The organism is Streptomyces sp. AA4 (assembly GCF_000158875.1).
GTDB lineage: Bacteria > Actinomycetota > Actinomycetes > Mycobacteriales > Pseudonocardiaceae > Amycolatopsis.
This window is the reverse complement of sequence record NZ_GG657746.1, coordinates 1,592,376-1,618,955: the sequence shown is the minus strand read 5'-3', so window position 1 is coordinate 1,618,955 and position 26,580 is coordinate 1,592,376. Positions and strand designations below refer to the sequence as shown.

Annotated in this window: 23 protein-coding genes; 6 read left to right on the top strand and 17 right to left on the bottom strand. The window is 68.8% G+C overall.

All coding sequences use genetic code 11. The features are described 5' to 3' along the window. Genes kdpB through kdpF form a run of 3 tightly spaced genes read right to left on the bottom strand, consistent with a single transcriptional unit; the run spans position 1 to position 3,855 of the window. Complete coding sequence (gene kdpB / locus SSMG_RS07575; RefSeq protein WP_009074345.1) at positions 1-2,094, bottom strand: potassium-transporting ATPase subunit KdpB; 2,094 nt, start codon at positions 2,092-2,094, stop codon at positions 1-3. After that, positions 2,091-3,752, bottom strand: a complete 1,662-nt coding sequence (gene kdpA / locus SSMG_RS07570; RefSeq protein WP_009074343.1) for a potassium-transporting ATPase subunit KdpA — start codon at positions 3,750-3,752, stop codon at positions 2,091-2,093. Before kdpA ends, kdpB begins: the two co-directional genes overlap by 4 nt. Position 3,753: 1 nt before the next feature. After that, positions 3,754-3,855 (bottom strand): K(+)-transporting ATPase subunit F, encoded by a 102-nt coding sequence (gene kdpF / locus SSMG_RS07565; protein ID WP_037712906.1) that lies wholly within the window; start codon positions 3,853-3,855, stop codon positions 3,754-3,756. A 422-nt stretch (positions 3,856-4,277) separates the two neighbouring features. Between kdpF and asnB the strand changes: the two genes are divergently transcribed. Continuing rightward, a complete protein-coding gene (gene asnB / locus SSMG_RS07560) occupies positions 4,278-6,119 on the top strand; it encodes an asparagine synthase (glutamine-hydrolyzing) (RefSeq protein ID WP_009074340.1) in 1,842 nt (613 codons plus the stop codon). A 148-nt stretch (positions 6,120-6,267) separates the two neighbouring features. Here asnB and SSMG_RS07555 read toward each other — a convergent pair whose 3' ends face one another. Together SSMG_RS07555 and SSMG_RS07550 are read right to left on the bottom strand one after the other, a co-directional pair. Beyond that, complete coding sequence (locus SSMG_RS07555; RefSeq protein WP_199785832.1) at positions 6,268-6,771, bottom strand: GNAT family N-acetyltransferase; 504 nt, start codon at positions 6,769-6,771, stop codon at positions 6,268-6,270. A gap of 53 nt (positions 6,772-6,824) precedes the next feature. Beyond that, positions 6,825-7,484, bottom strand: a complete 660-nt coding sequence (locus SSMG_RS07550) for an SDR family NAD(P)-dependent oxidoreductase (RefSeq protein ID WP_086024874.1) — start codon at positions 7,482-7,484, stop codon at positions 6,825-6,827. Positions 7,485-7,545: 61 nt separating this feature from the next. Between SSMG_RS07550 and SSMG_RS07545 the strand changes: the two genes are divergently transcribed. Continuing rightward, positions 7,546-8,142 (top strand): TetR/AcrR family transcriptional regulator, encoded by a 597-nt coding sequence (locus tag SSMG_RS07545; RefSeq protein WP_037712902.1) that lies wholly within the window; start codon positions 7,546-7,548, stop codon positions 8,140-8,142. A 1-nt stretch (position 8,143) separates the two neighbouring features. Here SSMG_RS07545 and SSMG_RS07540 read toward each other — a convergent pair whose 3' ends face one another. Together SSMG_RS07540 and SSMG_RS07535 are read right to left on the bottom strand one after the other, a co-directional pair. Then, positions 8,144-9,145, bottom strand: coding sequence for a Gfo/Idh/MocA family oxidoreductase (locus tag SSMG_RS07540; RefSeq protein ID WP_009074332.1), 1,002 nt, complete (start codon positions 9,143-9,145; stop codon positions 8,144-8,146). After that, positions 9,142-10,152 (bottom strand): LacI family DNA-binding transcriptional regulator, encoded by a 1,011-nt coding sequence (locus SSMG_RS07535; RefSeq protein WP_009074330.1) that lies wholly within the window; start codon positions 10,150-10,152, stop codon positions 9,142-9,144. Before SSMG_RS07535 ends, SSMG_RS07540 begins: the two co-directional genes overlap by 4 nt. Positions 10,153-10,251: 99 nt before the next feature. Between SSMG_RS07535 and SSMG_RS07530 the strand changes: the two genes are divergently transcribed. From SSMG_RS07530 to SSMG_RS07515, 4 genes are read left to right on the top strand one after another with little or no spacing between them, the layout of a single operon-like run. Continuing rightward, complete coding sequence (locus SSMG_RS07530; protein WP_009074328.1) at positions 10,252-11,124, top strand: sugar phosphate isomerase/epimerase; 873 nt, start codon at positions 10,252-10,254, stop codon at positions 11,122-11,124. Positions 11,125-11,153: 29 nt separating this feature from the next. Beyond that, positions 11,154-12,155, top strand: a complete 1,002-nt coding sequence (locus tag SSMG_RS07525; protein WP_009074326.1) for a sugar ABC transporter substrate-binding protein — start codon at positions 11,154-11,156, stop codon at positions 12,153-12,155. Then, positions 12,152-13,180: an ABC transporter permease gene (locus tag SSMG_RS07520; RefSeq protein WP_009074324.1), complete on the top strand. Its 1,029-nt coding sequence runs from the start codon at positions 12,152-12,154 to the stop codon at positions 13,178-13,180. The genes SSMG_RS07525 and SSMG_RS07520 overlap by 4 nt, the downstream gene beginning before the upstream one ends. After that, positions 13,177-13,959: an ATP-binding cassette domain-containing protein gene (locus SSMG_RS07515; protein WP_037712900.1), complete on the top strand. Its 783-nt coding sequence runs from the start codon at positions 13,177-13,179 to the stop codon at positions 13,957-13,959. Before SSMG_RS07520 ends, SSMG_RS07515 begins: the two co-directional genes overlap by 4 nt. Positions 13,960-13,991: 32 nt before the next feature. Here SSMG_RS07515 and SSMG_RS07510 read toward each other — a convergent pair whose 3' ends face one another. The 10 genes from SSMG_RS07510 to SSMG_RS07465 all read right to left on the bottom strand — a co-directional run bounded on the left by SSMG_RS07510 (position 13,992) and on the right by SSMG_RS07465 (position 26,167). Next, on the bottom strand, positions 13,992-14,810 hold the full coding sequence (locus tag SSMG_RS07510) for an alpha/beta fold hydrolase (protein ID WP_009074320.1): 819 nt from the start codon (positions 14,808-14,810) through the stop codon (positions 13,992-13,994). 67 nt (positions 14,811-14,877) lie between these two features. Next, positions 14,878-15,822, bottom strand: coding sequence for a PD40 domain-containing protein (locus SSMG_RS07505; RefSeq protein ID WP_037712898.1), 945 nt, complete (start codon positions 15,820-15,822; stop codon positions 14,878-14,880). Then, positions 15,819-17,051, bottom strand: coding sequence for an MFS transporter (locus SSMG_RS07500; protein ID WP_009074315.1), 1,233 nt, complete (start codon positions 17,049-17,051; stop codon positions 15,819-15,821). Before SSMG_RS07500 ends, SSMG_RS07505 begins: the two co-directional genes overlap by 4 nt. 9 nt (positions 17,052-17,060) lie before the next feature. After that, the gene (locus SSMG_RS07495; RefSeq protein WP_078560724.1) at positions 17,061-18,704 is read right to left on the bottom strand and encodes a discoidin domain-containing protein; all 1,644 of its coding nucleotides are present in this window, start codon (positions 18,702-18,704) and stop codon (positions 17,061-17,063) included. A 244-nt stretch (positions 18,705-18,948) separates the two neighbouring features. Further along, entirely contained in the window at positions 18,949-20,004 is a 1,056-nt protein-coding gene (locus SSMG_RS07490) for an NAD(P)-binding domain-containing protein (protein WP_037712895.1), read from the bottom strand. Positions 20,005-20,042: 38 nt separating this feature from the next. Next, on the bottom strand, positions 20,043-21,332 hold the full coding sequence (locus SSMG_RS07485) for a diguanylate cyclase (RefSeq protein WP_199785831.1): 1,290 nt from the start codon (positions 21,330-21,332) through the stop codon (positions 20,043-20,045). Between the two features lie 144 nt (positions 21,333-21,476). Further along, a complete protein-coding gene (locus SSMG_RS07480; protein ID WP_037712893.1) occupies positions 21,477-22,217 on the bottom strand; it encodes an SRPBCC family protein in 741 nt (246 codons plus the stop codon). A 133-nt stretch (positions 22,218-22,350) separates the two neighbouring features. After that, the gene (locus SSMG_RS07475; protein WP_009074305.1) at positions 22,351-23,205 is read right to left on the bottom strand and encodes a xanthine dehydrogenase family protein subunit M; all 855 of its coding nucleotides are present in this window, start codon (positions 23,203-23,205) and stop codon (positions 22,351-22,353) included. Next, positions 23,202-25,640 carry a xanthine dehydrogenase family protein molybdopterin-binding subunit gene (locus SSMG_RS07470; protein ID WP_037712892.1) on the bottom strand — a complete coding sequence of 813 codons (2,439 nt, stop codon included), beginning with the start codon at positions 25,638-25,640 and terminating at the stop codon, positions 23,202-23,204. The genes SSMG_RS07475 and SSMG_RS07470 overlap by 4 nt, the downstream gene beginning before the upstream one ends. Next, complete coding sequence (locus SSMG_RS07465) at positions 25,640-26,167, bottom strand: (2Fe-2S)-binding protein (RefSeq protein WP_286156938.1); 528 nt, start codon at positions 26,165-26,167, stop codon at positions 25,640-25,642. The genes SSMG_RS07470 and SSMG_RS07465 overlap by 1 nt, the downstream gene beginning before the upstream one ends. Positions 26,168-26,580 lie beyond the last annotated feature (413 nt).

Below are 26,580 nucleotides of genomic sequence, written 5' to 3'. Positions count from 1 at the left end.
TCAGCCAATCCCTGGAATGTGGCGCACGATCAGGTCGATCACCCAGATCCCGAGGAACGGGCTGACGATCCCGCCGAGGCCGTAGACGAGCAGGTTGCGGCGCAGCAGCGCGGACGCCGACGACGGCCGGTACCGGACGCCGCGCAGGGCGAGCGGGATCAGCGCGACGATGATCAGCGCGTTGAAGACGACCGCGGAGAGGATCGCCGACTTCGGCGTCGCCAGGTGCATGATGTTGAGCGCGCCGAGCTGGGCGAAGATGCCGGTGAACATCGCGGGCAGGATGGCGAAGTACTTCGCCAGGTCGTTCGCCACGCTGAACGTGGTGAGCGCGCCGCGGGTGATCAGCAGCTGTTTGCCGATGGCGACGATCTCGATCAGCTTCGTCGGGTTCGAGTCGAGGTCGACCATGTTGCCGGCCTCTTTCGCCGCCATGGTCCCGGTGTTCATCGCCACGCCGACGTCGGACTGCGCGAGCGCGGGCGCGTCGTTCGTGCCGTCGCCGGTCATCGCGACGAGCCGGCCGCCCTCCTGCTCCTTCTTGATGAGCGCCATCTTGTCCTCGGGCTTGGCCTCGGCGAGATAGTCGTCGACGCCCGCGTCCTGCGCGATGGCCTTCGCGGTGAGCGGGTTGTCGCCGGTGATCATCACCGTCTTGATGCCCATCGAGCGCAGTTCCTCGAAGCGCTCCTTCATGCCCGGCTTCACCACGTCCGACAGCCGGATCACCCCGCGCACGAACGCCGTCCCGCCCGCCGCTTCCGCGACCACCAGCGGCGTTCCGCCCTGCTGGCTGATCTCGTCCACGACGCGTTCGGTCTCGTCCGGGACGTCGCCGCCGCGGTCGCGCACCCACTGGCGCACCGCCGAAGTCGCACCCTTACGCACTTCGCGGCCATCGAGGTCGACACCGCTCATCCGCGTTTGCGCGGTGAACGGCACGAACTCGGCCAGCTTCTCGCTCTCGTCCGCCGCGCCGGGCAGCCCGTGTTGCTCGGCAACCAGCTCGACGATGCTGCGCCCCTCCGGGGTGCCGTCGGCGAGGCTGGACAGCCGGGCCGCGCGCGCCAGGTCGTCCACAGTGGACTTGCCGACCGGGATCAGCTCGGTCGCGCGCCGGTTGCCGAAGGTGATCGTGCCGGTCTTGTCCAGCAACAGGGTCGACACGTCGCCGGCGGCTTCGACCGCGCGGCCGGAGGTGGCGAGGACGTTGCGCTGCACCAGCCGGTCCATTCCGGCGATGCCGATCGCGCTCAGCAGCGCGCCGATCGTCGTCGGGATCAGGCAGACCAGCAGCGCGGTCAGCACGATCACCGACTGCTCGCTGCCGGAGTAAGCGGCCATCGGCTGCAGCGCCACGACGGCGAGCAGGAAGATGATGGTCAGCGTCGACAGCAGGATGGTCAGCGCGATCTCGTTCGGCGTCTTCTGCCGGGAAGCGCCTTCCACCAACGCGATCATCCGGTCCACAAAGGACTCGCCGGGCTTCGTGCTGATCCGCACGACGATCCGGTCGCTCAGCACCGTGGTGCCGCCGGTGACCGCAGACCGGTCGCCGCCGGACTCGCGGATCACCGGGGCCGATTCGCCGGTGATGGCCGATTCGTCGACCGTGGCGATGCCTTCGACCACGTCGCCGTCGCCCGGGATCACCTGTCCGGCTTCGACCACCACGCGGTCGCCGACGCGCAGGTCCACGCCGGGCACCTGCTCCTCGGAGCCGTCTTCGGTGAGCCGCCGCGCGACCGTCTCCTTTTTGGTCCGCCGCAATGATTCCGCCTGCGCCTTGCCCCGCCCCTCGGCGACGGCTTCGGCCAGGTTCGCGAACACGACAGTGAACCACAGCCACACCGCGATGAGGATGGAGAACACGCTCGGGTCGGTGATCGCGAAGACGGTGGTCAGGACCGAACCGGCCCACACCACGAACATCACCGGGTTTTTGAGCTGGTGCTTCGGGTCCAGCTTGCGCAGCGCGTCCGGCATGGACGACCACAGCTGCTTCGGGCTGAAAACCCCGGCTCCGACGCGTCCGGTGTTCTCTACGTGGTGCTGCGTCTCCTCTTCCGGAGTCCGCTCCTGGGTGATGGTCATGCCAGCGCCTCCGCGATGGGCCCCAGCGCGAGCGCCGGGATGAACGTGAGGGCCGCGACGAGGACGACGGTGCCGGTCAGCAACGTCCCGAACAGCGGCCCGGTGGTGGGCAGCGTGCCCGAGGTCTCGGGAACTTTTTTCTGCGCGGCGAGCGAACCGGCCAGGCAGAGCACCGCGACGATGGGCACGAACCGGCCGATCAGCATGGCCACCGAGAACGACGCCTGGAACCAGTCGTTCGTCGCGGTGAGGCCGCCGAAGGCGCTGCCGTTGTTGTTGCCGGTGGACGCGTAGCCGTAGAGGATCTCCGACAGCCCGTGCGAACCTGAGTTGCCGAGCGCGTCTCGCGTGCTCGGGATCATCAAGGCGATGCCGGACCCGAGCAGCACCACGACCGGCATCGCCAGCATCGAGATCGCCGCGCAGGTGACCTCGCGCTTGCCGAGCTTCTTGCCCAGGTACTCCGGCGTCCGGCCGACCATCAGCCCGGCGAGGAACATCGCGATCACCGCCATGACGAGGATCCCGTACAGCCCGGTGCCGACGCCGCCCGGCGAAATCTCGCCGAAGAGCATGTTCAGCATCGTGCCCCCGCCGCCGAGGCCGGACAGGCTGTCGTGCGCGCCGTTGACCGCGCCGGTCGACGTGCCGGTGGTGGTGTCGGCGAACAACGACGTGCCGCCGATCCCGAACCGCTGTTCCTTGCCTTCGAGATTCGCTCCCGCGGCCAGCGCCGCCGGGCTGTTCGTGCGCGCCTCGGACGTCCAGATCACCGCGAGCATCGCGGCCCACAGCCCGGCCATCACCGACAGCAGCACGTAACCCTGCTTGCGGTTGCCGACCAGCTGCCCGAAGGCGCGGGTGAGGCAGACCGGGATCACCAGGATCAGGAACATCTCGACGACGTTGGTCCAGACATTCGGGTTCTCGAACGGATGCGCGGAGTTGGCGTTGAAGATGCCGCCGCCGTTCGTGCCGAGTTCCTTGATCACTTCCTGGCTGGCCGCCGGGGCGAGCGCGATCCGGCTGGTGCTGCCGTCCGGGTTCGTCACCGCGACGCCGGAACGCAGGCTCTGCACCACGCCGAGCGCCACGAGGACGAGCGCGAACACGAACGCCATCGGCAGCAGCACGCGGATCGTGCCGCGGGTCAGGTCGACCCAGAAGTTGCCCAGCCGGTCGGTGCGCGAGCGGATGAACCCGCGCGTCACGGCGATCGCCACGGCGAGCCCGATGCCCGCGGACAGGAAGTTCTGCACGGTGAGGCCGGCCATCTGGACGAAGTGGCCCATGGTCGTCTCGGGCGTGTAGGACTGCCAGTTCGTGTTGGTCACGAAGGAAACCGCGGTGTTGAACGCGACGGCGGGCGAAACCGGCCCGCGATCGAAGTTCCACGGCAGGATCGACTGCAGGCGCTGCAACAGGTACAGCAGGATCACCGAGACGAACGAGAAGCCGAGCACGCCCGAGGCGTAGGTCTTCCAGTGCTGTTCGGTGTCCGGGTCGACCCGGACGATCTTGTACAGGGCCTTCTCGACCCGCAGGTGCTTCTCGGCGGAGAAGACGCGGGCGAGGTAGTCGCCGAGGGGTTTGTAGACCACCGCGAGGGCGACCAGGAGCACGCCGGCTTGCAGGAAGCCGGCCGCGACGTCACTCATCTCAGAATTTCTCCGGCCTCACGAGCGCGACGAACAGGTAGCCGAGAAGGCCGAGCGCCAGCAGTCCGCCGACGACATTGGCCACGGTGCCCGCGCCGCTCACAGCTTCTCCAGCCCGCGCAGGACACCGGCGAGCACCGCGAAAACGCCGATGAGCAATAGGGCGTACAGCAAATCCGCCACCAGGCACCTCTCAGGAAGGGTCACCCGCCATGGGCGACCGTCGGTCGAGAGCCACTCTGCGGCCGTCGCGGAGGGTGAGCACCCGCGTCTGACGCCTCCTTGACGCCGCGACCTGGGGGCGTTTACGCGATCTTGACGGCCGGTGACCCGGGCCACCGCGTCAAGCGCCATCCGGGTCAGCGAGCCGGATAACTGTCCGTAGTTGGTGGGTGACTTGCGGCACAGCTGGTAGTGGATCAAGGACAGAGAGTGCAATTCGGGCAGACAAGATCCGGGGCCCGTGTTACACCTGAGTAACCAATAGTTGTATCAACTAACTAACTAGGTTCAGGGAGGGCTCGTATGTGCGGAATCGCGGGCTGGGTTTCCTACGACACCGATCTCACGCAGCAGCAGGAGATCGCGGACGCGATGACCGAGACCATGGCCTGCCGAGGACCCGACGACCGCGGAACCTGGGTCCGCCGCTCGGTCGCGCTGGGCCACCGACGGCTCGCCATCATCGACCTGCCGGGCGGACGCCAGCCGATGAGCGTGAAGACCCCGAACGGCGAAGTCGCGATGGTCTACAGCGGCGAGGCGTACAACTTCTCCGAACTTCGTGAAGAACTCACCAAACTGGGGCACCGCTGGGAGACCGACAGCGACACCGAGGTCGTGCTGCACGGCTACCTGCAGTGGGGCACTGAGGTCGTGGACCACCTCAACGGCATGTACGCGTTCGCGATCTGGGACGAGCGCGACCAGAAGCTCGTGATGATCCGCGACCGGATGGGCATCAAGCCGTTCTACTACTACCCCACCCGCGACGGCGTCCTGTTCGGCTCCGAGCCGAAGGCGATCCTGGCGAACCCGTTGGCGCGCAAGGCAGTAGACAGCGACGGCCTGCGCGAGCTGATGGGCTTCACGAAGCGTCCGGGCTGGTCGCTGTGGAAGGGCATGTACGAGGTCGACCCGGCCACCGTCGTGACCGTGACCCGCGAGGGGATCAACACCCGCACCTACTGGAAGCTCGACGCGAAGCAGCACACCGACGACCAGGAGACGACGGTCGAGCGCGTGCGCGAGCTGATGACCGACATCGTCCACCGGCAACTGGTCGCCGACGTCCCGCGCTGCGTGCTGCTCTCCGGCGGCCTCGACTCGAGCGCGGTCACCGGTCTCGCCGCCGCGCGGCTGGCCGAGGAAGGCGAGCAGCTGCGCACCTTCTCGGTCGACTTCTTCGGGCAGGAAGAGAACTTCAAGCCCGACGAAATGCGCGACACCCCGGACTCGCCCTACATCCGCGACGTCGCCAAGCTCGTCGGTTCCGCGCACCAGGACGTGATGCTGAACCCGGCCGACCTGAGCGACCCCGAGGTCCGCCGCGCGGTGCTGCGCGCCCGCGACATCCCGACCGGGCTCGGCGACATGGACACGTCGTTGTACTTGCTGTTCAAGGCGATCCGGGCGGAATCGACGGTGGCGCTGTCCGGCGAATCGGCCGACGAGGTCTTCGGCGGCTACCGCTGGTTCCACGACGAGGCCGCGGTCAAGGCGGACACCTTCCCGTGGCTGGCGTTCCGCAACAGCCTGATGGACGACCGGGAATCGCTGCTCGAACCCGGCCTCGCCGCGAAGCTCGACCTGGAGTCGTACATCGACGACCAGTACCGCACCGCGGTGTCCCAAGTGGACTTGCTGGACGGCGAATCCGAGCGGGATTCGCGGATGCGGGTCATCTGCAACCTCCACCTGACCCGGTTCGTGCGGCAGCTGCTCGACCGCAAGGACCGGATGTCGATGGCGGTGGGCCTGGAAGTGCGCGTGCCGTTCTGCGACCACCGGCTCGTCGAGTACGTCTACAACACGCCTTGGTCGCTGAAGACCTACGACGGCCGGGAAAAGAGCCTGCTGCGGCACGCGACGAAGCACGTGCTGCCCGCCTCGGTGCGGGACCGGGTGAAGAGCCCGTATCCGTCCACTCAGGACCCGGGGTACGCCGTCGCGCTGCAGGAGCAGATCAAGGAAGCCTTGGCGCAGAAGGACAATCCGGTGTTCCAGGTGATCAGCCGGGAACGGCTGCAGCAGTCGGCGGACACCGATCCGGCGGCGATCAGCCAGGCGCAGCGGGTCGGCATGGACCGGGCGCTGGACTTGCACCACTGGTTCGACATGTACTCGCCGGAGCTGGAACTCAACTGACCCCGGCGCTCGGCCCGGACCTCCCCAATGCCACATTGGGTGCATCCGACGCACCCAATGTGGCATTGGTTGCGTGCCACGCACCCAATGCGGCGTTCGGTGCGTCCTGCGCACCCAATGCCGCATTGGGGCGGTGCCGGGCGAGCGGTCAGAACTCCAGGTGCGCGTCGATCTCCGTGCCGCGGACGTCCAGTTCCGCACCGGCTCCGCTCATCAGCCGCCGGGCCGCCGCATTGTCCACAGTGGTCGTCGCGACGAATTTCGCCGCGCCGCCGTCGCGGGCCGCGTCGAGCAGCACCGCGGTCACTTTGCGGCCGATTCCGCGCCCGCGCGCCGAACGGCCGAGCCACACCCCGGCTTCGACCTCCAGCGCGGCCCGCCCGGACACCGGCCGCAAGCGGGCTGCCCCGCAGACCTGGCCGTCGACTTCCACGACCCAGGTCGTTTCGATGGCGGTGTCCGGATTGAGCGATCGTCGGCGGTGGAACGCGAGAAACGCTTCGCGGCGGGCTTCGGTCCATCCGGCGGGGCCTTCGACCGGCGGCATGACCTCAGCCGGTTCGGCGTCGGCCACCGCGGCTTCCAGCAGCCGCTCCAGCCCCTGCTCGTCGAGCGGGATCAGCACGATCTCGGATTCTCCCGATCCAGGCACGCCCCGCAGCTTGGCACGCGAAGCGGCCGGGCGCTACCCGATCGGCCCAGTCGTTACCAGGGAACCGGCTCGCCGAAGCGGTCGAGGAACTGCAGCCCCAGCTCACCCGCGCGCGCTTCGAGCACGTCGACGACCGCGGGGATGCTTTCTTCCGGCAACAACGGCGCGTCCGGCCCGCCGAGCCGCGTCCGGTTGTGGCCAGGGTCGATGAGCAGTTTGGTCCGCCCGTCGCTCTCGTGCCGGGTGGCGTAGCTGCGCATGAGCTGGTTGAGCGCGGCCTTGCTGGCCTTGTACAGCTCGTATCCCGGTTCGACGTTCCTCGAGACGCTGCCCTGTTCGGACGACATCACCGCGACCGTGCCGCCCGGGGCGACCAGATCGTCCAGTCCTTCGAGGACTCTCAACGGGCCCAACGCATTGGTGATCATCACTTCGGTGAACATCTCGACGGGCACTTCATTGATCGGCAGGTTCCCGCGATCGATCGCCGCGTTCACGAAGAGCAGATCGAGCGGACCGTCCACTCTGTCTCTGAGCGCCGCGATCTGTGCTTCATCGGTCATCTCCAGCTGTTCGGTCCGCATTCCTTCCAACGGCACCGAACCGCTGCGGGTCGTCGCGATGACCTCCCACCCGCGCCGGTCCAACTCGGTGACCAGCACCAATCCCAGCCCCCGCGAAGCCCCGACCACCAACGCCCGGCGTGCCGCCATGACCGCTCCCTTGTCTAGACGCAACGTCACGTCTAGACAGTAGCACGGTAGGGTGTCCGGTATGCCCGCAGTCAATTCCCAGCCCCGCAGGGCACGCTCCGGCAACCGGCGCGACGAGGCCGCCCGCCTGGCGGTGCTCCACGCCGCCGACGACCTGCTGGTCGAGCACGGCTTCGGTGCACTGACCGTGGAAGCGATCGCGCGCCGCGCCGGCGTCGCGAAGCAGACGATTTATCGGTGGTGGCCGTCGAAGGTCGAAATCCTGCTGGACACGCTGATCGAGGACAGCGAGAAACGCCTGCCGGTGCCGACGGAAGACCCGACGGCCGACCGCATCCGGGCGTATCTGCGCGACTTCGCGCACTTCCTCACTGAAGACCCCGCGGGCAAATGCCTGCTCACGTTGCTGGCCGAGGCGCAGCACGATGTCGGGACGGCAGCGCGGTTCCACGAGCGCTACCTGGAGCCGCGGCAGCTCGCGGAACGACAAATGCTGACGCGGGCTGCCGAAGCGGGCGAGATTTCTCCGGTGTTGGCTCCGGAGGCCACAATGGACGCTTTGCTGGGGCCGATTGTCTACAGTGCACTGACCGCGTCGACGGTACCGGCGGATGTGGTGGATACGTTGGTGGAGAAGCTGCTTCGCCCGCGAGCTTGACCTACCGCCGCACCTCGACGACCCGCACCGGGCGGTTCTCCCTCCGCGAGACCTCGCACGCCTCCGCGATGTAGAACGCCTCCAACGCATCCTCCGCCCCCGCGGGCGACGGGATCCGGCGGGCGGCGACGTCCAGGAACGCCCGCAGCTCGGCAGCATAAGCCGTCCGGAAGCGTTCCATGAAGCCCGGATACGCCGGTCCCGGCAACGGTCCGAAGCCCGGCTCCACTGACCGCAGCGGGGCCTGATCGTCCAAGCCCACCACGGCATTCCCCAGCGAGCCGAGGGCTTCGAAGCGCACGTCGTAGCCCGCGCCGTTGTAGCGGGCCAGCGAGACCGTCGCGAGGGTTCCGTCGTCGAGCGTCAGCACTACCGCGGCGGTGTCGACGTCTCCGGCGTCCGCGAAGAACTGCTCGCCCTTGTTGCGCCCCACCGCGAAAACTTCCGAAACCTCCCGGCCGGTCACCCAGCGGAGGATGTCGAAGTCGTGCACGCCGCAGTCCCGGAACAGGCCGCCGGAATGCGCGACATAGGCGGCGGGCGGCGGTGCCGGGTCCAAAGTGGTCGCCCGGACGCTGTGCAGCCAGCCCAATTCCCCGCTCTGCACCGCGACCCGCGCGGCTTGGTAGCCCGCGTCGAACCGGCGCTGGAAGCCGATCTGGACCGGGACGTCCGCGTCCGCGATCCGGTCGATGACCGCGAGCGTGCCGGGAATGTCCGCGGCGACCGGCTTTTCGCAGAACACCGGCACCCCCGCGTCGACCGCTTGGATGATCAACTCCGGATGCGCGTCGGTGGCCGCGGCGATGACCAGACCGTCGAGACCGGCCCGGAACAGTGCGTCGATTCCCTCGGCCGCCTCGACCCCGAGCCGAGCGGCGACCGACTGGGCTCGCGCGGGGTCCACGTCCGCGACGACCACGGACGCGACCTCGTCGAAGCCCGCGAGCGTTTCCGCGTGCGCGGCGCCGATCCGTCCGGCCCCCGCCAGTCCCACCCTCATCGCTGTGCCTCCCCTGAGTTGGGCCCCGTGGTCTCCCGCACGACCAGGGACGGATGAAGCAGATGCCGCACCGGTTCAGTGCGTTCACCGCGGATGCGCTCCAGCAGCGCATCGAAGGCCAGCCGCGCCATTTCCGCGCGCGGTTGGTCCACTGTGGTCAGTGAAATGTGCCGCAGGGAGGCCAAGGAAGTGTTGTCGTAGCCGACCACCGAAACGTCCTCCGGTACCCGCAACCCGTGTTCCTCAAGCGCCGAGATCGCGCCGACCGCGTTGAAGTCATTGCCCGCCACCAGTGCAGTCGGCGGCGGCGAGTACGAGGACAGCAACTCCTGTACGGCCTTTTCGCCCGCGGTGTCAGTGTGCTCGCTGCGCACCACGATCGGCTCCAGTTCGTGGGCCCGCATCGCCCGCTGGAAACCTCGCCGCCGAGCTGCGGCACCGGCCGCTCCCCCGCCGTCGAGATGCGCGATCCGCCGATGCCCGAGCTGCACCAAGTGCTCGACGGCCAACGCCGCGCCAGCCTCGCCGTCGTCATTCACAGTATCGACAGTGGACAAACGAGAAGTACGCGACACCAACACTACCGGACACTGCCGTGCCGCGGCTTCGATCGCAGCGGCCGGAACCACCGGTGACAACAGCACGACGCCGGCCGGACGGAACGACAGGAGACTGCGCAACGCCGCGCCCTCCCGAGAAGGCATCCGGCCGCCGGTGTTGAGGATCAGATCGAACCCGGCTGCCTGAGCCGCCGCGTCCAGCCCTTCCACCACGTCCGCGAAGAAGGCGTTGCGCAGGTCGTTCACCATCACGCCGAGCACCGTCGAAGTCCGGCTCGCCAGCGAACGCGCCATCACGTGCGGCGAATATCCGAGTTCCTCAGCCGCTTTCCGCACTGCCGCGCGGCGCTGCGCCGAGACGTTCGGCGCGTTGCGCATCACGAGCGAAACCAGTGCCCGGGAGACCCCGGCTCGCGCGGCGACGTCCTCCATGGTGGGCTTCCCCATGCGAAAACCTCCCCGGAGAAGCGCTTGACGCGACGGGTCGGACGCTACAAGCTTAGAGCGCTCTAATCAAGGGCCCGTCCCCCGACCGGAGAGGGATCCATGACCGCGAAGATCCGCGTCGCCGCCGCCCCGATCTCGTGGGGAGTCTGCGAGGTGCCCGGCTGGGGCCGGGTGCTCGAAGCCCCGGCAGTGCTCGGCGAGATGGCCGAACTAGGCGTCACCGCAACGGAATTGGGTCCACCCGGTTATCTGCCGCGTGCCCCGGCTGAGCTGAAGAGCCTTCTGGAAAGCCATCGCCTCGAACTCGTCGGCGGCTTCCTTGCCGTGCCGTTGCACGAAAATCCGGACGCGGCCGTCGCCGAAGCGGAAGACTCGGCCGCGCTCTTCGCGGCCTGCGGCGGCGGAATACTCGTTCTCGCCGCGGCGACCGGCCTCGACGGTTACGACGAACGGCCCACCCTTGCCGACGCCGAATGGTCCACTTTGGTCCGCACGGCAGGCAAGATCCGCGGCATAGCAGCAAAGCACGGCCTCCAAACGGTCCTGCATCCCCACGTCGGCACGCACGTCGAAACCGAGGCCGAAGTCGAACGCTTCCTCGCCGATTCGGACCTGCAGCTCTGCCTGGACACCGGTCACCTGCTGATCGGCGGCACCGACCCGGTCGCGCTCGCGCAACGGCACCCGCGGCGGATCGGGCACCTGCACCTCAAGGACGTCCGCGGCGAACTCGCCGACGCCGTCCGCGCGGGCGAACTGCCGTACGCCGAAGCCGTCGGCAAGGGTCTCTACGTACCGCTCGGCGAGGGCGACGTGGACATCGAAGCCATGGTCCGCTCCGTCGCCGAAGCGGGCTACGACGGCTGGTACGTCCTGGAGCAGGACACCGCGCTGAGCGACGACAGCCCGGCGGACCGCCCCGGTCAGGACGTCGCGGCCAGCCTCTCGTATCTGCGCACCATCACCGGCTGACGTTGGACACCAAGCGAGGAGAGACAACGATGTCCCATCGCTGGGAGCGCGCACGACGCTCCGGCCGCGCGGTGGCAAGCCTGCTGGCCGCGGGCCTGCTGCTGGCGTCCTGCACCGGTCCGGCCGCCGAACCGAAGACGACCGCGCCCGCCGCCGCGTCGACGCCGTCCGGGCCGCTGAAGGTCTCGGTCATCACGCACGGTACCGCAGGCGACGCGTTCTGGAACGTGGTCAAGAACGGGGCCGAGCAGGCGGGCAAAGACCTTGGCGTGCAAGTGGAGTACACCTCAGACGGTGATCCGGGCGCGCAAGCGAAGCTGATCGACAACGCGGTCGCGCAGCAAACCGGCGGGCTCGTGGTGTCGATGGCGAATCCCGAGGCGCTGCGTCCGTCCATCGAAGCCGCGGTGCGCGCCGGGATCCCGGTGATCACCATCAACTCCGGCGAGGACAAGAGCGCGGCGTACGGTGCGCTCACACACGTCGGGCAGAACGAGTCGATCGCCGGTCAGGAAGCCGGGAAGAAGTTCAAAGACCTCGGCAAGCACAAGCTGTTGTGCGTGATCCACGAGGCCGGGAACGTCGGTCAGGCGCAGCGCTGCGACGGGGCGAAGACCGGATTCGCCGGCACCGTGCAGACGCTGCAGGTCGACATCTCCAACCCGACCGACGCCGAGTCCCGCATCCGCGGCGCGGTGCAGACCGATTCGTCGATCGACGCGGTCCTCACGCTGAACTCGCAGGTCGCCGCCCGCGCGGTGAGCGCGATCAAGTCGGTGAACGCGAAGGCGCAGGTCGCCACGTTCGACCTCAACTCCGACGTCGTGGCCGCGATCAAGGCCGGCGACGTGCTGTTCGCGGTCGACCAGCAACAGTACGAACAGGGCTATCTCCCGGTGCAGTTCCTGAAGCTGTACCGGGACAACGCGAACGTCGTCGGCGGCGGCAAACCGGTGCTCACCGGACCCGACCTGGTCGACAAATCCACAGTGGACAAGGTCGGCCAGTACGTGCAAAGGGGCACCCGATGACGACCCTCGACGAACGCCTGGCGAAGCCGCGGCTGACCGACCGGTTGGTGGTCCGCCCGGAGATCGGCGCGCTCCTCGGCGCGGTCGTGGTCTTCCTGTTCTTCACCTTCGCGTCCGACAAGTTCTTCAGCGCCAGCGGAGCCGCGACCTGGCTGGACGACGCGGCGACGCTGGGCATCATGGCGGTGGCGGTGTCGCTGCTGATGGTCGGCGGCGAGTTCGACCTGTCCGCGGGCGTGATGACCGCGTCCACCTCGCTGGTCACCGCGATCCTCGCCACCCAAGCCGGCTGGAACGTGTGGCTCGCGTTGCTCGTCTCGCTGGTCTTCGCGCTGACGGTCGGCGCGTTCAACGGCTGGCTGGTGATGAAAACCGGCTTGCCGAGCTTCATCGTCACACTCGGCACTTTCCTTGCTCTGCAAGGCTTGAATCTCGGCGTGACCCGCCTGGTCACCGGCACCGTGCAGGTCTCCGGCATGCGCTCCACCGACGGTTACGCGTCCGCCGGTTTCGTCTTCGCCTCCACAGTGGACATCGGCGGCACGCCATTCCAGATCTCCATCGTCTGGTGGCTCGGCGCGATCGCGGTGGCCGCGTGGCTGCTGGTCCGGACGCGCTTCGGCAACTGGATCTTCGCGGTCGGCGGTTCGGCGGGAAGCGCCCGCGCGGTCGGCGTTCCCGTGGTGCGCACGAAAATCCTGCTGTTCATGGGCACCGCGCTGGCCGGATGGCTCGTCGGTTCGATCAACATCCTGCGGTTCGCGAGCGTCCAGGCGAATCAGGGCATCGGGCTCGAATTCCAGTACATCATCGCCGCGGTGATCGGCGGCTGCCTGCTGACCGGCGGGTTCGGTTCGGCGGTGGGCGCGGCGATCGGCGCGCTGATCTTCGGCATGGCGCGCCAGGGCATCGTCTTCGCCGGCTGGGACAACGACTGGTTCATGCTGTTCCTCGGGATCATGCTGCTGGCGGCGGTCCTGGTCAACAACGCGCTGCGGCGGCGCGCGGAAAGGGTCCGGCGATGAACGCTCTCCTCGAAGTCAAGGACGTCGGCAAGCGTTACGGCACCGTGGTCGCGCTGCGCGAAGTGTCCACTGTGGTCAACGCGGGCGAGGTCACCTGCGTGCTGGGCGACAACGGCGCGGGAAAGTCCACCTTGATCAAGATCCTCGCCGGGGTGCACCAGCACGACGAAGGCGAGTTCCTCGTCGAAGGCGCGCCGGTGCGGTTCGCCTCTCCCCGGGAAGCGCTGGACCGCGGGATCGCCACGGTCTATCAGGACCTGGCCGTGGTGCCGCTGATGAGCGTCTGGCGCAACTTCTTCCTCGGCTCCGAGCCGACCGTCGGGTTCGGCCCGTTCCGGGCCCTGGACCGGCGCAAAGGCCGGGAGCTGACGAAGAAAGCCCTCGCCGACCTCGGCATCGACCTGCGGGACGTCGAACAGCCGGTCGGCACGCTGTCCGGCGGCGAGCGGCAGTGTGTCGCGATCGCCCGGGCCATCCACTTCGGCGCGAAGGTGCTGATCCTCGACGAGCCGACCGCCGCGTTGGGCGTGAAGCAGGCCGGCGTGGTGCTGAAGTACGTGGCCCAGGCCCGCGACCGGGGCCTGGGCGTCGTCCTGATCACGCACAATCCGCACCACGCGTACCCGGTGGCCGACCGCTTCCTGCTCCTCAAACGCGGCACGGCGCTCGGCTCCTACGAGAAGTCGGAGATCGAACTGCCGGAGCTGACCCGGCAGATGGCGGGCGGGGCGGAGCTGGAGGCACTGGAACACGAGCTGCGGCTGGGTGGGGGGTCGTGAGCGTTCCAGCCGGTTAGAACCGGCCTAGGCACTCACGAGGTCACTTTCTCCAGCCACGGCCGCACCAACGGCACCACGGTGGCCGCCTGCATCGCGCTCATGTGGTCGAGCCCGTCGAGCACCTCGACGGTCCACCCCCGCGCCTCCAGTTCGGCACGTTCGCGCAGCAGCGGCCCGGCGATGTCGACGGTCACCCCGCCCCACCGCTCGCTGTACACCATCCGGTCCTCCGACCCCGCGAAGCACAACCGCGGGCACGACAGCTCGACGGCCCGGTCGTCGAAGTCCTGCAACGCCTCGTACAACGTCACGAACTGCTTCGTCTGGTCCGTCGACAACTGGACGTCCACCGAATCCCAATCGCCCGGCTCGGCTTTAGCCTCGGCCGACGGCCCGGCAAGCGCCATCTCGTACGTCGCCCGGGTCACCGCGAGCATCGCCGCGTACGGCCCGTCCAGCGGCGGATACCCGCCCATCACCAACGCGTCCAGCCGATCCGTCCGCAACGCCAGCTGCAGCCCGGAAAGCGCCAGCCACGAGTACCCGTAGTACGAGAACCGCTCCGCCCCGACCGCGTCCGCCACGGCCAGGAAATCCGCCGCGACCACGTCCGGCGTCAAGTCGGCCGGATGCGCCATCCGGTGCCCCTGGTAGTCGAAGGCCGCCACCCGGAACCCGGCGAATCCCTCGATCAGCGAACGGCCCAGCTCCGGATCGGCGCCCCACTGCCGGGCCGCCTCGGCCTCCGGCCCCTCGGCGGGCCGGGGGTCCACCGGGAGCAGCAGCACCGGCCCGTCCCCGCGCACCTGCGCATCGATCCGCGTTCCGTCGTGCAGAGTCGCTTCAGCCATCTCATCTCTTTACGTCGTAAAGTATTGCCGGACAGGAGAGTACTATACGAGGTAAAGAGATGTCGAATCAGCTGGTGACGGCGGGCGACCCGGCGTCGGAGACGAGCTTGCGGGGGGCTCCGGACCCGTCCGCGGGCACCGCCCACACGGCGTTCTCGAGGCCGTAGAGGATCGTGTGGTCGTCCTGCCAGAGCGCCTGGTCGTCGACGCTGCGGGTCTCGGCGAGCGCGGTCTCCCGCATCGTCTCGAGGTCGAGCACGGACAGCCGCCAGACGCCCTCGCCGACCTTCTTCTTGAACGCGATCCGCGTTTCGTCCGGCGACAGCGACGGGCATTCCACGTTCTCCCGCAGCGCTTTGCCGCGGTAGGTGTCGTAATCGCCCTCGATCAGGTACGTCTTGCCCTTGCTGCCCAGCGTCGAGTAGAACCGCTTGCCGTCTTTGCTGAACGTGATGCCCCAGTAGTTGACGTCGGAGGAGAAGTACCGCTTCCCCTCGACCAGGACCGGCAGTTCCTCGATCGTCTTTTCCAGTTCGCCGTTGTCCAGCTGGTAAACCCCAGCACGGGTCGAAAACCCGGTGGCGGCATAGGAATCGCCGGTGACGAACACCGTCCAGTACACCCGCTTGCCGTCCGGCGACACGCGTGCCCGGCTCGGCGTTCCCGGCAGGTAGTCCTTGTGCGTCGTGGTGAAATTCCGGTCGAGGATGCTGAAGTCGCTGACCGCGGGCAATGTGCCGGGCCGCACCGCGAGACACATCCCGGTCGACGCGGACACCGCGAACCGGTCGCACTTCAGGTCGCTGAACTTCGGCTCAGCACCAGGATTCGCGAGCGGAACGACGCCGACGTTGCCCGTCTTCGTGCTGCGAAAGAACAACTGTCCGGGCGCGAGCGAAAGGTGCTCGACCTTCGACGGTTCGGCCGGACTGGGCCGCGCGGCAACCGTGTAAACCACCGCGGTGGCCGCGAGCACCACCGTGCCGGCAACGGCGAGAAGGACCTTTTTCATTTGCGCACCGGCCTTGCGAAAGCGGCGCCGAGCGCCACGACAGCGAGCGCTCCGGCCGCCACGAGGACGGCGGGCTGGAGATCCCACAAGGTCCAGGCGAGTCCGAAGAGGACAGAGGAAAGCATCCGGGCGGCCGCCTGTCCAGTTTGGACCACAGCCAATCCGGTCGCGCGAAGATCAGCAGGTACCAAAGGTCCGGCGGCAGCCATCAGCACCCCATCAGTCGCCGCGTAGAACACGCCGTGCAGCCCCAACGCGAGCGCCGCGAGCCAGAAACCCGACACCGGCCCGCACAACGCGACCAGCGCGGCCACCAAAGCGACGTGCCCGCCGAGAAACACCGGCCAGCGCCCGATCCGGTCGGCCAGCTTGCCCAGCGGCACCGCCAGCGCCAGGTACACCCCGGCGGTGCCGAGCGGCAGCAACGGGAAGAACGTCGCCGCGACCTCCCACCGCCGCTGAAGCACCAGGTACACAAAGGAATCGCCAAGGGTGACGAACCCGAGCAGCGCCGCCCACACGGCCACCCGGCGGAAACCACGCTCGCGCAACAGCCCGAAGGCGGCCTTCACGGACACTGCGGCCCGGTCGACCGCGGCGGGCCGGTCGCGCACGAACAACACCAGCAGCAGCACCGCGATCGCCGCGATGCAGAAACTGGTGAAGAACACCGACGTATAGCTGCCGAGACTCAGCGCGAGCACGGCCATCGCGACGAGCGGGCCGAGGAACGCGCCGACGGTGTCCATCGCGCGGTGCACGCCGAACGACCGGCCGAGCGTGTCGGGCTCGCTGCTGAGCGAGATCAACGCGTCGCGCGGGGCGGTGCGCAGCCCCTTGCCGGTGCGGTCGGCGGCCAGCACCACGCCGATCGCCGCGACCGAAGCCCCGGCCGCGACCAGGCCGAGCTTGCACACCGCGGACAAGCCGTAGCCGAACCCGGCGACCGCCTTGAGGCGGCGCCACCGGTCGGCCAGATGCCCGCCGAGCACGCGGACCACGGCGGTGGCTCCCGCGTAAAGCCCGTCGAGCAGACCGAACTGCAGCGGGTTCAGCCCGAGGCCGAGCACCAGATACAGCGGGAGCACCGCGGTCACCATCTCCGAGGAGATGTCGGTGACCAGGCTGACCGCGCCGAGTGCGACGACGTTCGCCGACACCCGGCGCAGGCCGGCCTTCCGCTCGGTGCCCGCCGCGACGTCCGAACTACGGCTTGTCGCGATGTACATGACCGGCCCCTAGTTGTGGCAGGTGTAGGTCGGGCTGCTGTCCTGGACCTTGCCGTCGAGACCGATCAGCTGCTCGGAGAAGGTGTTGTCAGTCATCGTCAGCTTCAGCACGCCGAAGGTGTCCTTCAGCAGCTTCGCCGTGGTCGGATGCGCCGCGTGGACCGGGTACGGGTTCGCCCCGCCCATGCCGCCGACGATCTCGACCGGGCCGGCCGGGTCCGCCTTGCCGCTCGCGTCCTGCGGGACGAACCGCTCGTAGTGGTGGTCGTGGCCGTTGAGGATCAGGTCGACCTTGTTCTGCGCGAACAGGTCCCACAGCTGCTTGGAGCCGCGCTGGTCGCCGTGGTCGCCAGAGCTCCACCGCGGGTGGTGGTAGTACGCCGCGACGCAGCCCTTGGTGTTCTTCGCCAGGTCCTGCTTGATCCAGTTCATCTGGTCGGTGTCCGTGAGCACGCCGCCGTCCTTGTCGTCGACGAAGCCGTTGGAGTCGATGGCGATGAAGTGCCAGTTGCCCATTTCCCAGCTGTAGTACCGCTTTCCGTTCGGCGTGGCGATCTTGCCGAAGTACTGCTCGTAGGCCTCGAACGGCTTGTTGTCGTCGTAGGTCTCGTGGTTGCCCGGGATCGGGTGCGTGATGCTCTTGAACTTGCCCCAGGTCTTGTCGTAGTAGTCCTTGAAGTTCTGCAGCTTCAGGCCGACGTCGTCGGAGTCGTACTGGTTGTCGCCCATCGTGATTACCGCGGCCGGGTTCATGTCCTGGACGAGCTTCGCGGTCTTCGGGTGGATGCAGCTGGAGCTGCTGGCGGTGCACTGTTCGGCGATGTCGCCGGCGGCGGCGAGGACGAAGGTGTTGCCCGCGGTCCCCGGCTTCGTATGCACCTTGACCGCGCTGCTGGCCGGCGAGGTGTTGCCGGCGGCGTCCTTCGCGCGGACGGTGTAGGTGTAGTCGGTGTCCGGCGAGAGGCCGTTGTCGGTGTAGGACGTGGTCGCGCTGGTGGCGACGGACTTGCCGTCCCGCAGCACCTCGTACCCGCTGACGCCGACGTTGTCCGTCGCCGCGGCCCAGGTCAACGCGACGCTGTTGGAGCCGATCTCGCCCGCGGCGAGGTTCGACGGAGCGGTGGGCGGCTGGGTGTCCCCGGACGAGTCCGGCGTGCCGTACGCCTGCAGCTCCCACAGCGAATAGCCGTACTTCGTGGCGCGCTCGGTGCCGACGAAGCGCAGGAACCGGCCGTGCCCGGACAACCCGGTGAGGTCGTCGGTGCCGCCGTCGCCGTTGGTGATCGTCGCGATCGACTTGAAGTTCTCGCCGTCGTCGGAGATCTCGATGCGGTACTTCTTGGCGTAGGCCGCTTCCCAGTTCAGCTTCACCCGGTGGATCGTGGCGGCCTGCCCGAGATCGACGCGCAGCCACTGCGCGTCGGCGCTGACCGCACTGGCCCAGCGGGTCTTGAGATTCCCGTCGACGGCGTTCTCGCCGCTCAACGAGGACGTCTCGAGCGTGGACGTGCTGACGGGTTTGCCTTGGGACAGCAGCACATCGGCGGCAGCGGCCTGGGCGTCGCGCGCGGGCGAGACCGCGGCGGGCAGCAGCACCACCGCGGCCGCCGGCAAGGCGAACCGGGCGAGACTTCGGACACGGGACGAGGACACGTCGCACTCCTTCGGGCCGGACGGGAACAGGGCGGCGGCGTTAGTTCTGCGGCGTCTCGTTGCGTTAAGAAAGTTTCCTAACTAAAACGGCACAGTAGCGGGCCCGGTTTCTCCCGACAAGCCCGGAACGGACGTGAAACGATCAAGACCGCCCGAACGGCGGAGCGCCCCGGTGCTGCCGCGGAAAGTGCCGTGAGGGGAACCCTGAGGGACTCTGATTCCGTGAAGGTGGCCCTCACGTACCTCAGCTCTGCAGCAGCCGCCGGACTTCCTGCACCGCGGCGCGCCCGGCCCGGTTCGCCCCGACTGTGCTCGCCGAAGGCCCGTACCCGACGAGATGCAGGCGCGGCTCCGCGACTACCCGAGTCCCGTCCATCCGGATCCCGCCGCCGGGCGTCCGCAGGTGCAGCGGAGCCAGATGGTCGATCGACGCCCGGAATCCGGTCGCCCACAGGATGATGTCCGCGGGCTCGAAACCGCCGCCCTCCCAGACGACCCCGTCGGGGACCAGCCGCGAGAACATCGGCCGCCGGTCCAGATATCCGGCCGCCCGACCGGCGAGCACCTGCGGAGTCACCGGCAGGTCCGTCACGCTCACGACGCTCTCCGGCGGCAGCCCGGCCCGCACCCGCTGGTCGACCTTCGCCACCGCCATGCGGCCCCACTCCTCGCTGAACTCTTCCTCGCGCCACACCGGCGGACGCCGCGTCACCCACACCGTCGAGCGGGCGACCGGACCGATCTCCAGCAGCAGCTGGACCGCCGACGTCCCGCCGCCGACGACCACCACGCGCTGGTCGCGAAACTCCTCCGCGCCGCGGTAATCCGCGGTGTGCAGCTGCCGTCCGGCGAAGCTGCCGGGGTACCGCGGCCAGAACGGCCGGTCCCACGTCCCGGTCGCGCTGATCACCGCGCGCGCCGCCCACGTTTCCGCGGGCGATTCGACCACCAGCCGCTCCCCCGCGCGCCGCACCGCGGTCACGTCGACCGGACGGTGCACCGGCAAGTCATACGTCTTCTCGAAGCGCGCGAAGTACTCCGACACGGCTTCGCTCGCCGGACGCGTCGGATCCGGGGTGCCGAACGCCATCCCCGGCAGGTCGTGGATCCCGTGCACCTTGCCGACGACCAGCGACGGCCACCGGTACTGCCACGCCCCGCCCGCGCGTTTGCCGTGGTCGAGCACGACGAACCCGCTTTCGTTGGCGAACCCGGCCCGGCGCAGGTGATACGCCGCCGACAGCCCGGCCTGCCCGGCCCCGACCACCACGACGTCGGTCTCGTGATCCGCAGTGCTCATACAACGTTCAACAATTGCCCGCGCCCGGTATTTCCGGCTCAGACCGCCACCCGGTTCCGGCCGGCGTCCTTCGCCCGGTACAGCGCGGCGTCGGCGGACCGCAGCACCTCGTCGAGCGTGGTGCCCGCCTGCGGATAACAGGCGACCCCGACCGACACGGAGAGTCCGCTGATCCGCAGCGGACCCCCCACCGAGACGGTCAGCTCCCCCACCGCGACCCGAACCCGTTCGGCGATCCCGAGCACGTCGGTGCCGCCGGTCGCGGGCAGCAGGACCACGAATTCCTCGCCGCCGAACCGGCCGACAGTGTCGCTTTGCCGCACCGAAGCCTCGATCGCCACGGCCACCGCGGCCAGCACCTCGTCGCCGGTGAGGTGCCCGTACGTGTCGTTGATGCGTTTGAAATGGTCCAGATCGATCATGAGCACGGCGAACCCGCTGCCCGCCCCGCGCCGCCGGGCCCGGGTGAATTCGCGAGTCGCCAGTTCGTGCCAGCCCGCGGTGTTGAGCAGACCGGTCTTCTCGTCGGTCACGACCGCTACCTGCAACTGCTGCTTCAGCAAGAGATAGCGGTGCAGCAACAGCAACGGCGGCAGCACGAACACCGCCAGCACCGGCTGGTGGACGAAGGCCAGCGCGACGAGCCCGCCGAGACAGAGCGTCGCCAGCTCGAAGGCGTTGTCCTCCCAAGTGCCGATGAGGTCTGCGGGCGAGCGGCTGTTCGTGTACAGGTAGATGCCCGTCGCCACGAGGACGACGTTCACCAACTCGAAGACAGCTGCCGCTAAGGCGAGCGCGAGGACGCCGTACGCAGTGTCGAGCCGCGCTTGATCCAGGCCGCCGATGGTCAACACCGCCGACGCCGCGAAGCACGACAGCATCGCCCACGCGGTACTCGCCGCGAAGCGATGCGCGGGCCGCGTACGCACGTGTCGCCACACGCGCAGCCACAGATGCAGGTACAGCACCAATGCCAGCAACGCGACCCACGCCGGCGGAAGGAGGAACGCACCGGCGAGGTACCAGACGGACGTGACGTTGATGTGCGTCTGCCCGCTCATCCACCGCCGCAGCCGCTCGATCCGCCGCGACATTTCGGCCTGCGCGACACCGAGCCCCACGAGCACGCCGAACGAACTGAACTGCACCGGTCCGCCGAACCCGGTCGCGAGACCCGTCGCCGTGAGCGCCACGGCGACGGCCTCGCACGCCATCGCGTAGCCGATCCACCGCCGTCGCGCGACCGCCCACATCGCCCAGCGCGGCGGCCAGCCGCGCCAGGCCCGCACCGCGCCGCGCACCCCGATGGGGACAGGTGCCTGCGTCACGGGCGCCCCCACGCGAAATTCGGCCTACGGAAGTTGCCCAGGGTAGCGGGTCCGCTCCGCGGCTAGCCGAACCGAGCGAAAACTCGTCCGCGAACTGCCCGCTGGGCACGCTCTGGGTAGAGCGCGCGGGCAGTCCCGGATCGGTCAGCGGCGGCGCAGTTTCCGCACGATGGCCAGCACGATCAGCAGCACGACCGCGCCCGCGGCCACCGGGGCGAGCCGCTTCGCGACGGACTGGCCCGCGTAGTCGAGCAGGTCGATCGCCTCGGTCTCGCCGGTCGCGCCCCCGGCGGGCACGCTCCGCAGATGCGGTTTCTCCTCGGCGGCGGGTTTCTCCTCGGCCGCGGGCTTCCCAGCGGCCTTCTCGGCGGGGTTCTCCGCGGCGACCGGTGCCCCCGCCGCGGGCTTCTCTTCCGGCTTCTCCGCCGGAGCCGCTTCGGCCGGGGTCTCCAGCGAGGCCGCGAGATTGCCCGCGAAAGTGTCGAGGATCTTGCCGCCCACCTCGGAGATCAGGCCGCGGCCGAACTGCGCCGGACGTCCGGTGATCGCCAGGTCGGTGGCCACCGCGCCGTGCGTGCCGCCGTCGCGTTCGGTGAGCGTGAGGGTGACCGTCGCCGCCGCGGTGCCGCCGCCGCGGGCGTCCTTGCCGGACGCCTTGATGACGACCTTGCGCGCCGCCTCGTCCTTCTCCAGGAACTCGCCGGTTCCCTTGTACAGCAGCGAAATCGGCCCCAGCTTGACCTTCACCGTGCCCGCGAAGGTGTCCCCCTCCACCTTGGTGAGCGAGGCCCCCGGCATGCACGGGGCGACCCGCTCCGGGTCGATGACGGCCTGCCAGACCTCCCCGATCGGGGCGGGGACGGTGAATTCGTGGTCGAGCCGCACGGGCCGACCTCCTCTCCTGCGCACTGCTTCGAGCCGTTGCCGTCCACCTTACGGCCGTCTCCCGGCAAGCGGTCCGTGAAGGACTCCTTGGGGGAATCTGATTCCCCCAAGGAGTCCTTCACGACCGGTCAGCTCAGGCGCCCACCGCCGCCGCGACGGCACGCCCGGTCAGCACCCGCGCGAGATGCTGGCGGTATTCGACGTCGGAATTGCCGTCCGCGACCGGGTTGGTGCCCTCGGCCGCGTGCGCGGCGGCCGCCCGGATCGTTTCCGCGTTGGCCTGCGCGCCGAGCAGCGCCTGTTCGACGCCGGTCGCCCGGACGGGGGTCGCGCCCATGTTCGTGAGCGCCACCCGGGCTTCCTCGATCACGCCGCCTTCGGTGCGCACGGTGGCCGCCACCGCGCACATCGACCAGGCCTGGGCTACCCGGTTGAATTTCTCGTAATGCGCCCGCCAGCCGGTGTGCTTGGGCAGCCGCACCTCGACGAGCAGTTCGTCCGGGGCCAGCGCGGTGGTGAAGTAGTCCTGGAAGAACTCCGCCGCGGACACCGTGCGCCGCCCGTTCGGCCCGGCCAGCACCAGCTCGCCGTCGAGCGCGAGCACCGGAGCCAGCAGGTCGCCTGCCGGGTCCGCGTGCGCGATCGCGCCGCCGAACGTGCCGCGGTGGCGCACCTGCGGATCCGCGACGGTGTCGGTCGCCTCCTTCACCAGCGCGGCGTGCTCGGCGATCAACGGATCGCGCTGGACGTCGTAATGCGTCGTCATCGCACCGACCACGAGCGCGTCGCCGTCCTCGCGCACTCCGCGCAGTTCGGCGATTTTCCCGAGGTCGACCAGCGTGGTCGGCGCGGCGAGGCGCATCCGCAGCACCGGCAGCAGGCTTTGCCCGCCCGCCAGCACCTTGGCGTCCTCGCCCGCCTCGGCGAGCGCCCGCACAGCTTCGTCCACCGTGGACGGAGCGACGTAGTCGAACGGAGCCGGGATCACTGGGCACCTCCGGAGGCGTCGATCGAACCGAGACCGCCGCCGGCCTCGCCGCCGGGTCCGCCGGCATCAGGGGTGCCGTTCCGCACCGCGTTCCACACGCGCATCGGCGTGAGCGGCATTTCGATGTCGTTCACCCCGAAGTGGCGCACGGCGTCGACCACCGCGTTGACCACGGCGGGCGTCGAGGCGATCGTGCCCGCCTCGCCGACTCCCTTGGCCCCCAACGGGTTCGTGGTCGACGGCGTTTCCGTGCGGTCCGTGGTGAACGACGGCAGGTCGGCCGCCGAGGGCAGCAGATAGTCGGCGAACGTGCCGGTGGTGAGAGTGCCGCTCTCGTCGTGCACGGCCTCCTCGAACAGCGCCTGCGCGATGCCCTGCGCGAGCCCGCCGTGCACCTGGCCTTCCACGATCAGCGGGTTGACCACCTTGCCGACGTCGTCCACGCAGACGTACGAACGCAGCTTCACCCGGCCGGTTTCAGTGTCCACTTCGGCCGCGCACAGGTGGGTGCCGTGCGGGAAGGAGAAGTTCTCCGGGTCGAAGGTGGCGTCGGAATCGAGCGACGGTTCGACGCCGTCCGGCAGGTTGTGCGCGGCGAACACCGCGAGCGCGATGTCCTGGATCGTGGTGGAGGAATCCGTGCCCTTCACGGTGAATTTGCCGCCGGAGAACTCGAGATCGTCCTCCGAGCATTCCAGCAAATGCGCGGCGATCGGCTTCGCCTTCGCGACCACCTTCTCCGCGGCCTTGACGATCGCGATGCCGCCGACGACCAGCGAACGCGAGCCGTACGTGTCGAGGCCCTTGTGCGAGGACTGCGTGTCGCCGTGCAGCACCTCGACGTCCTCGAAGGGCACGCCGAGCTGGTCGGCCACGATCTGGCTCCACGCCGTCTCGTGCCCCTGGCCGTGCGCCGACGCACCCGTGGTCACCTCGACCTTGCCGGTCGGCAGCATCCGCAGGGAGGCGTATTCCCAGCCGCCAGCGCCGTAATCGAGCGAACCCAGCACCCGCGACGGCGCGAGCCCGCACATCTCGGTGAACGTCGAGATCCCGATGCCGAGCTGCACCGGGTCGTTCGACTCGCGACGCTCCTTCTGCTCGCGGCGCAGCGCGTCGTAGCCGAAGAGTTCCTTCGCCTTTTCGGTCGCGGCCTCGTAGTTGCCGGAGTCGTAGGTGAGCCCGCAGACCGTGGTGAACGGGAATTCCTCGTGCTTGATCCAGTTCTTTTCGCGCAGCTCGATCGGGTCCATGCCCAGCTCGTCGGCCAGCTCGTCCATGATCCGCTCGATCGCGAACGTCGCTTCCGGCCGGCCCGCGCCCCGGTAGGCGTCGGTGAGCGTGGTCGTGGTGAACACGTTGGTGCAGGCGAAGTGGTAGGCCGGGATCTTGTAGATCGCGTTGAACATGAACGCGCCGAGGATCGGCACGCCCGGCCCGACCAGGCCGTTGTACGCGCCGAGGTTGGCGAGCAGTTCGACCTTGAGCCCGGTGACCGTCCCGTCGGCCTTCGCGGAGATCGTGATGTCCTGGATCTGGTCGCGGCCGTGGTGCGCGGCGAGCATCGTCTCGGACCGGGATTCGTTCCACTTCACCGGCTTGCCGAGCTTGTTCGCGACGAGCACGGTCATCATTTCCTCGGGCAGCACGCCGATCTTGCCGCCGAATCCGCCGCCGACGTCCGGCGCGATCACGCGCAGCCGGTGCTCCGGGATGCCGAGCGTCAGCGCGGACATCACGCGCAGGATGTGCGGCACCTGGGTGGCCGACCACATGGTCAGCTGCGCGCCGGTCGGGTCGACCACGCACGCGCGCGGCTCCATGAACGCGGGCACCAGCCGCTGCTGGCGGAACCGCCGCTTCAGCACGACCTCCGAAGAGGACAGTGCTTCCTCGACGTTGCCGCCGGTCCCGGCCTCGGCCGAGTCGAAGACCCAGAACGCGTTCTTGTTGCTGCCGAGTTCTTCGTGCACCAGCGGCGCGTCCTCGGCGAGCGCGGCTTCCAGGTCGAGCACCGGCGGCAGCTCGTCGTACTCGACCTCGATCGCCTCGAGCGCGTCATGCGCCTCCGCGGACGACCGGGCGACCACCACGGCCACGCCCTCCCCCGCGAAATTCACCCGATCCGCCGCCAGCACCGGCCGTCGCGGCGCGGCCATGTCCGGCGTGATCGGCCAGGCGCACGGCATGCCGATCGCGCCCTCGGGGTCGAGGTCGGCAGCGGTGTACACGGCGACGACCCCGGGCAATCCCTTGGCCGCGGAGGTGTCGATCGAAACGATCTTGGCGTGCGCGAACGGACTCCGCAACACCGCGAGATGCAGCATCCCCGGCAAGGCGATGTTGTCCGTCCACCGGGTGCGCCCGGTGATCAGCCGCTCGTCTTCCTTGCGGCGGCGGGACTTTCCTACCTCAGGCTCGATCGTGGCAGTCATCATTCACCACCCACGCCGACGTGATTGGCCTGCTCGATCTTCTCGGCGTCCGGCCCCGCACCAGGACTCATGTGCTTCGCCGCGTCGCGAACCGCTTTCACGATGTTCTGGTACCCGGTGCAGCGGCAAAGATTGCCCTCGAGCCCCTCGCGCACGGCCTGCTCGTCCGGGTCCGGGTTGTCCGCGAGCAGGTCGATGGACTGCATGATCATGCCCGGCGTGCAGAACCCGCACTGCAGGGCGTGATTGTCGTGGAACGCTTGCTGGACGGGGTGCAACTGCCCGTCGCGGGCCAGCCCCTCGATGGTGGTGACCTCGCATCCGTCGGCCTGCACGGCGAGGACGGAACAGGATTTCACGCTGTGCCCGTCGAGATGGACGGTGCACGCGCCGCAGTTGCTGGTGTCGCACCCGACGACGGTGCCCACCTTCCCGACGCGTTCCCGTAAATAATGGACGAGCAGGGTGCGCGGCTCGACGTCATCGGTGTATTTCGTGCCGTCGACAGTGACGGTGATGCGCATCAAAGGCCTCCAAGTGCAAATGCCCGCCAGCCCCGGCGGAGGCGGCGGGCCGGTTCGGGAACGGCCAAGGCGCGATCGTGATCGGCCTCACAGGGGAGCGTGCTACGCCTTTCGCGCGCGGACAAGTCCTGATGTCGCACGTCGACTCGGTTGTTCCGCACCTGCGGGGTTTTTCGCGCTTTTGCCGCGCAGCTGCGTGAATCCGGACGGGTGATTTTTCGACTCGGGGCGACGGTGGCGGATCTTCCCGAGGGCGCGCGGTTTCGGGTCGGGGGTTCACCGGGTTTCGTTGCGGGGAGGGGTTTTCCCGGCGGATTGCGCTGGTGGAATCGCTCGTTGCGGGTGCCTTGAGGACGGCTTTCCGGCCTCGGGTTGGACGTTCTGGCTGGGGTCGCGGTGCCTTGCCAGCTGGGGCT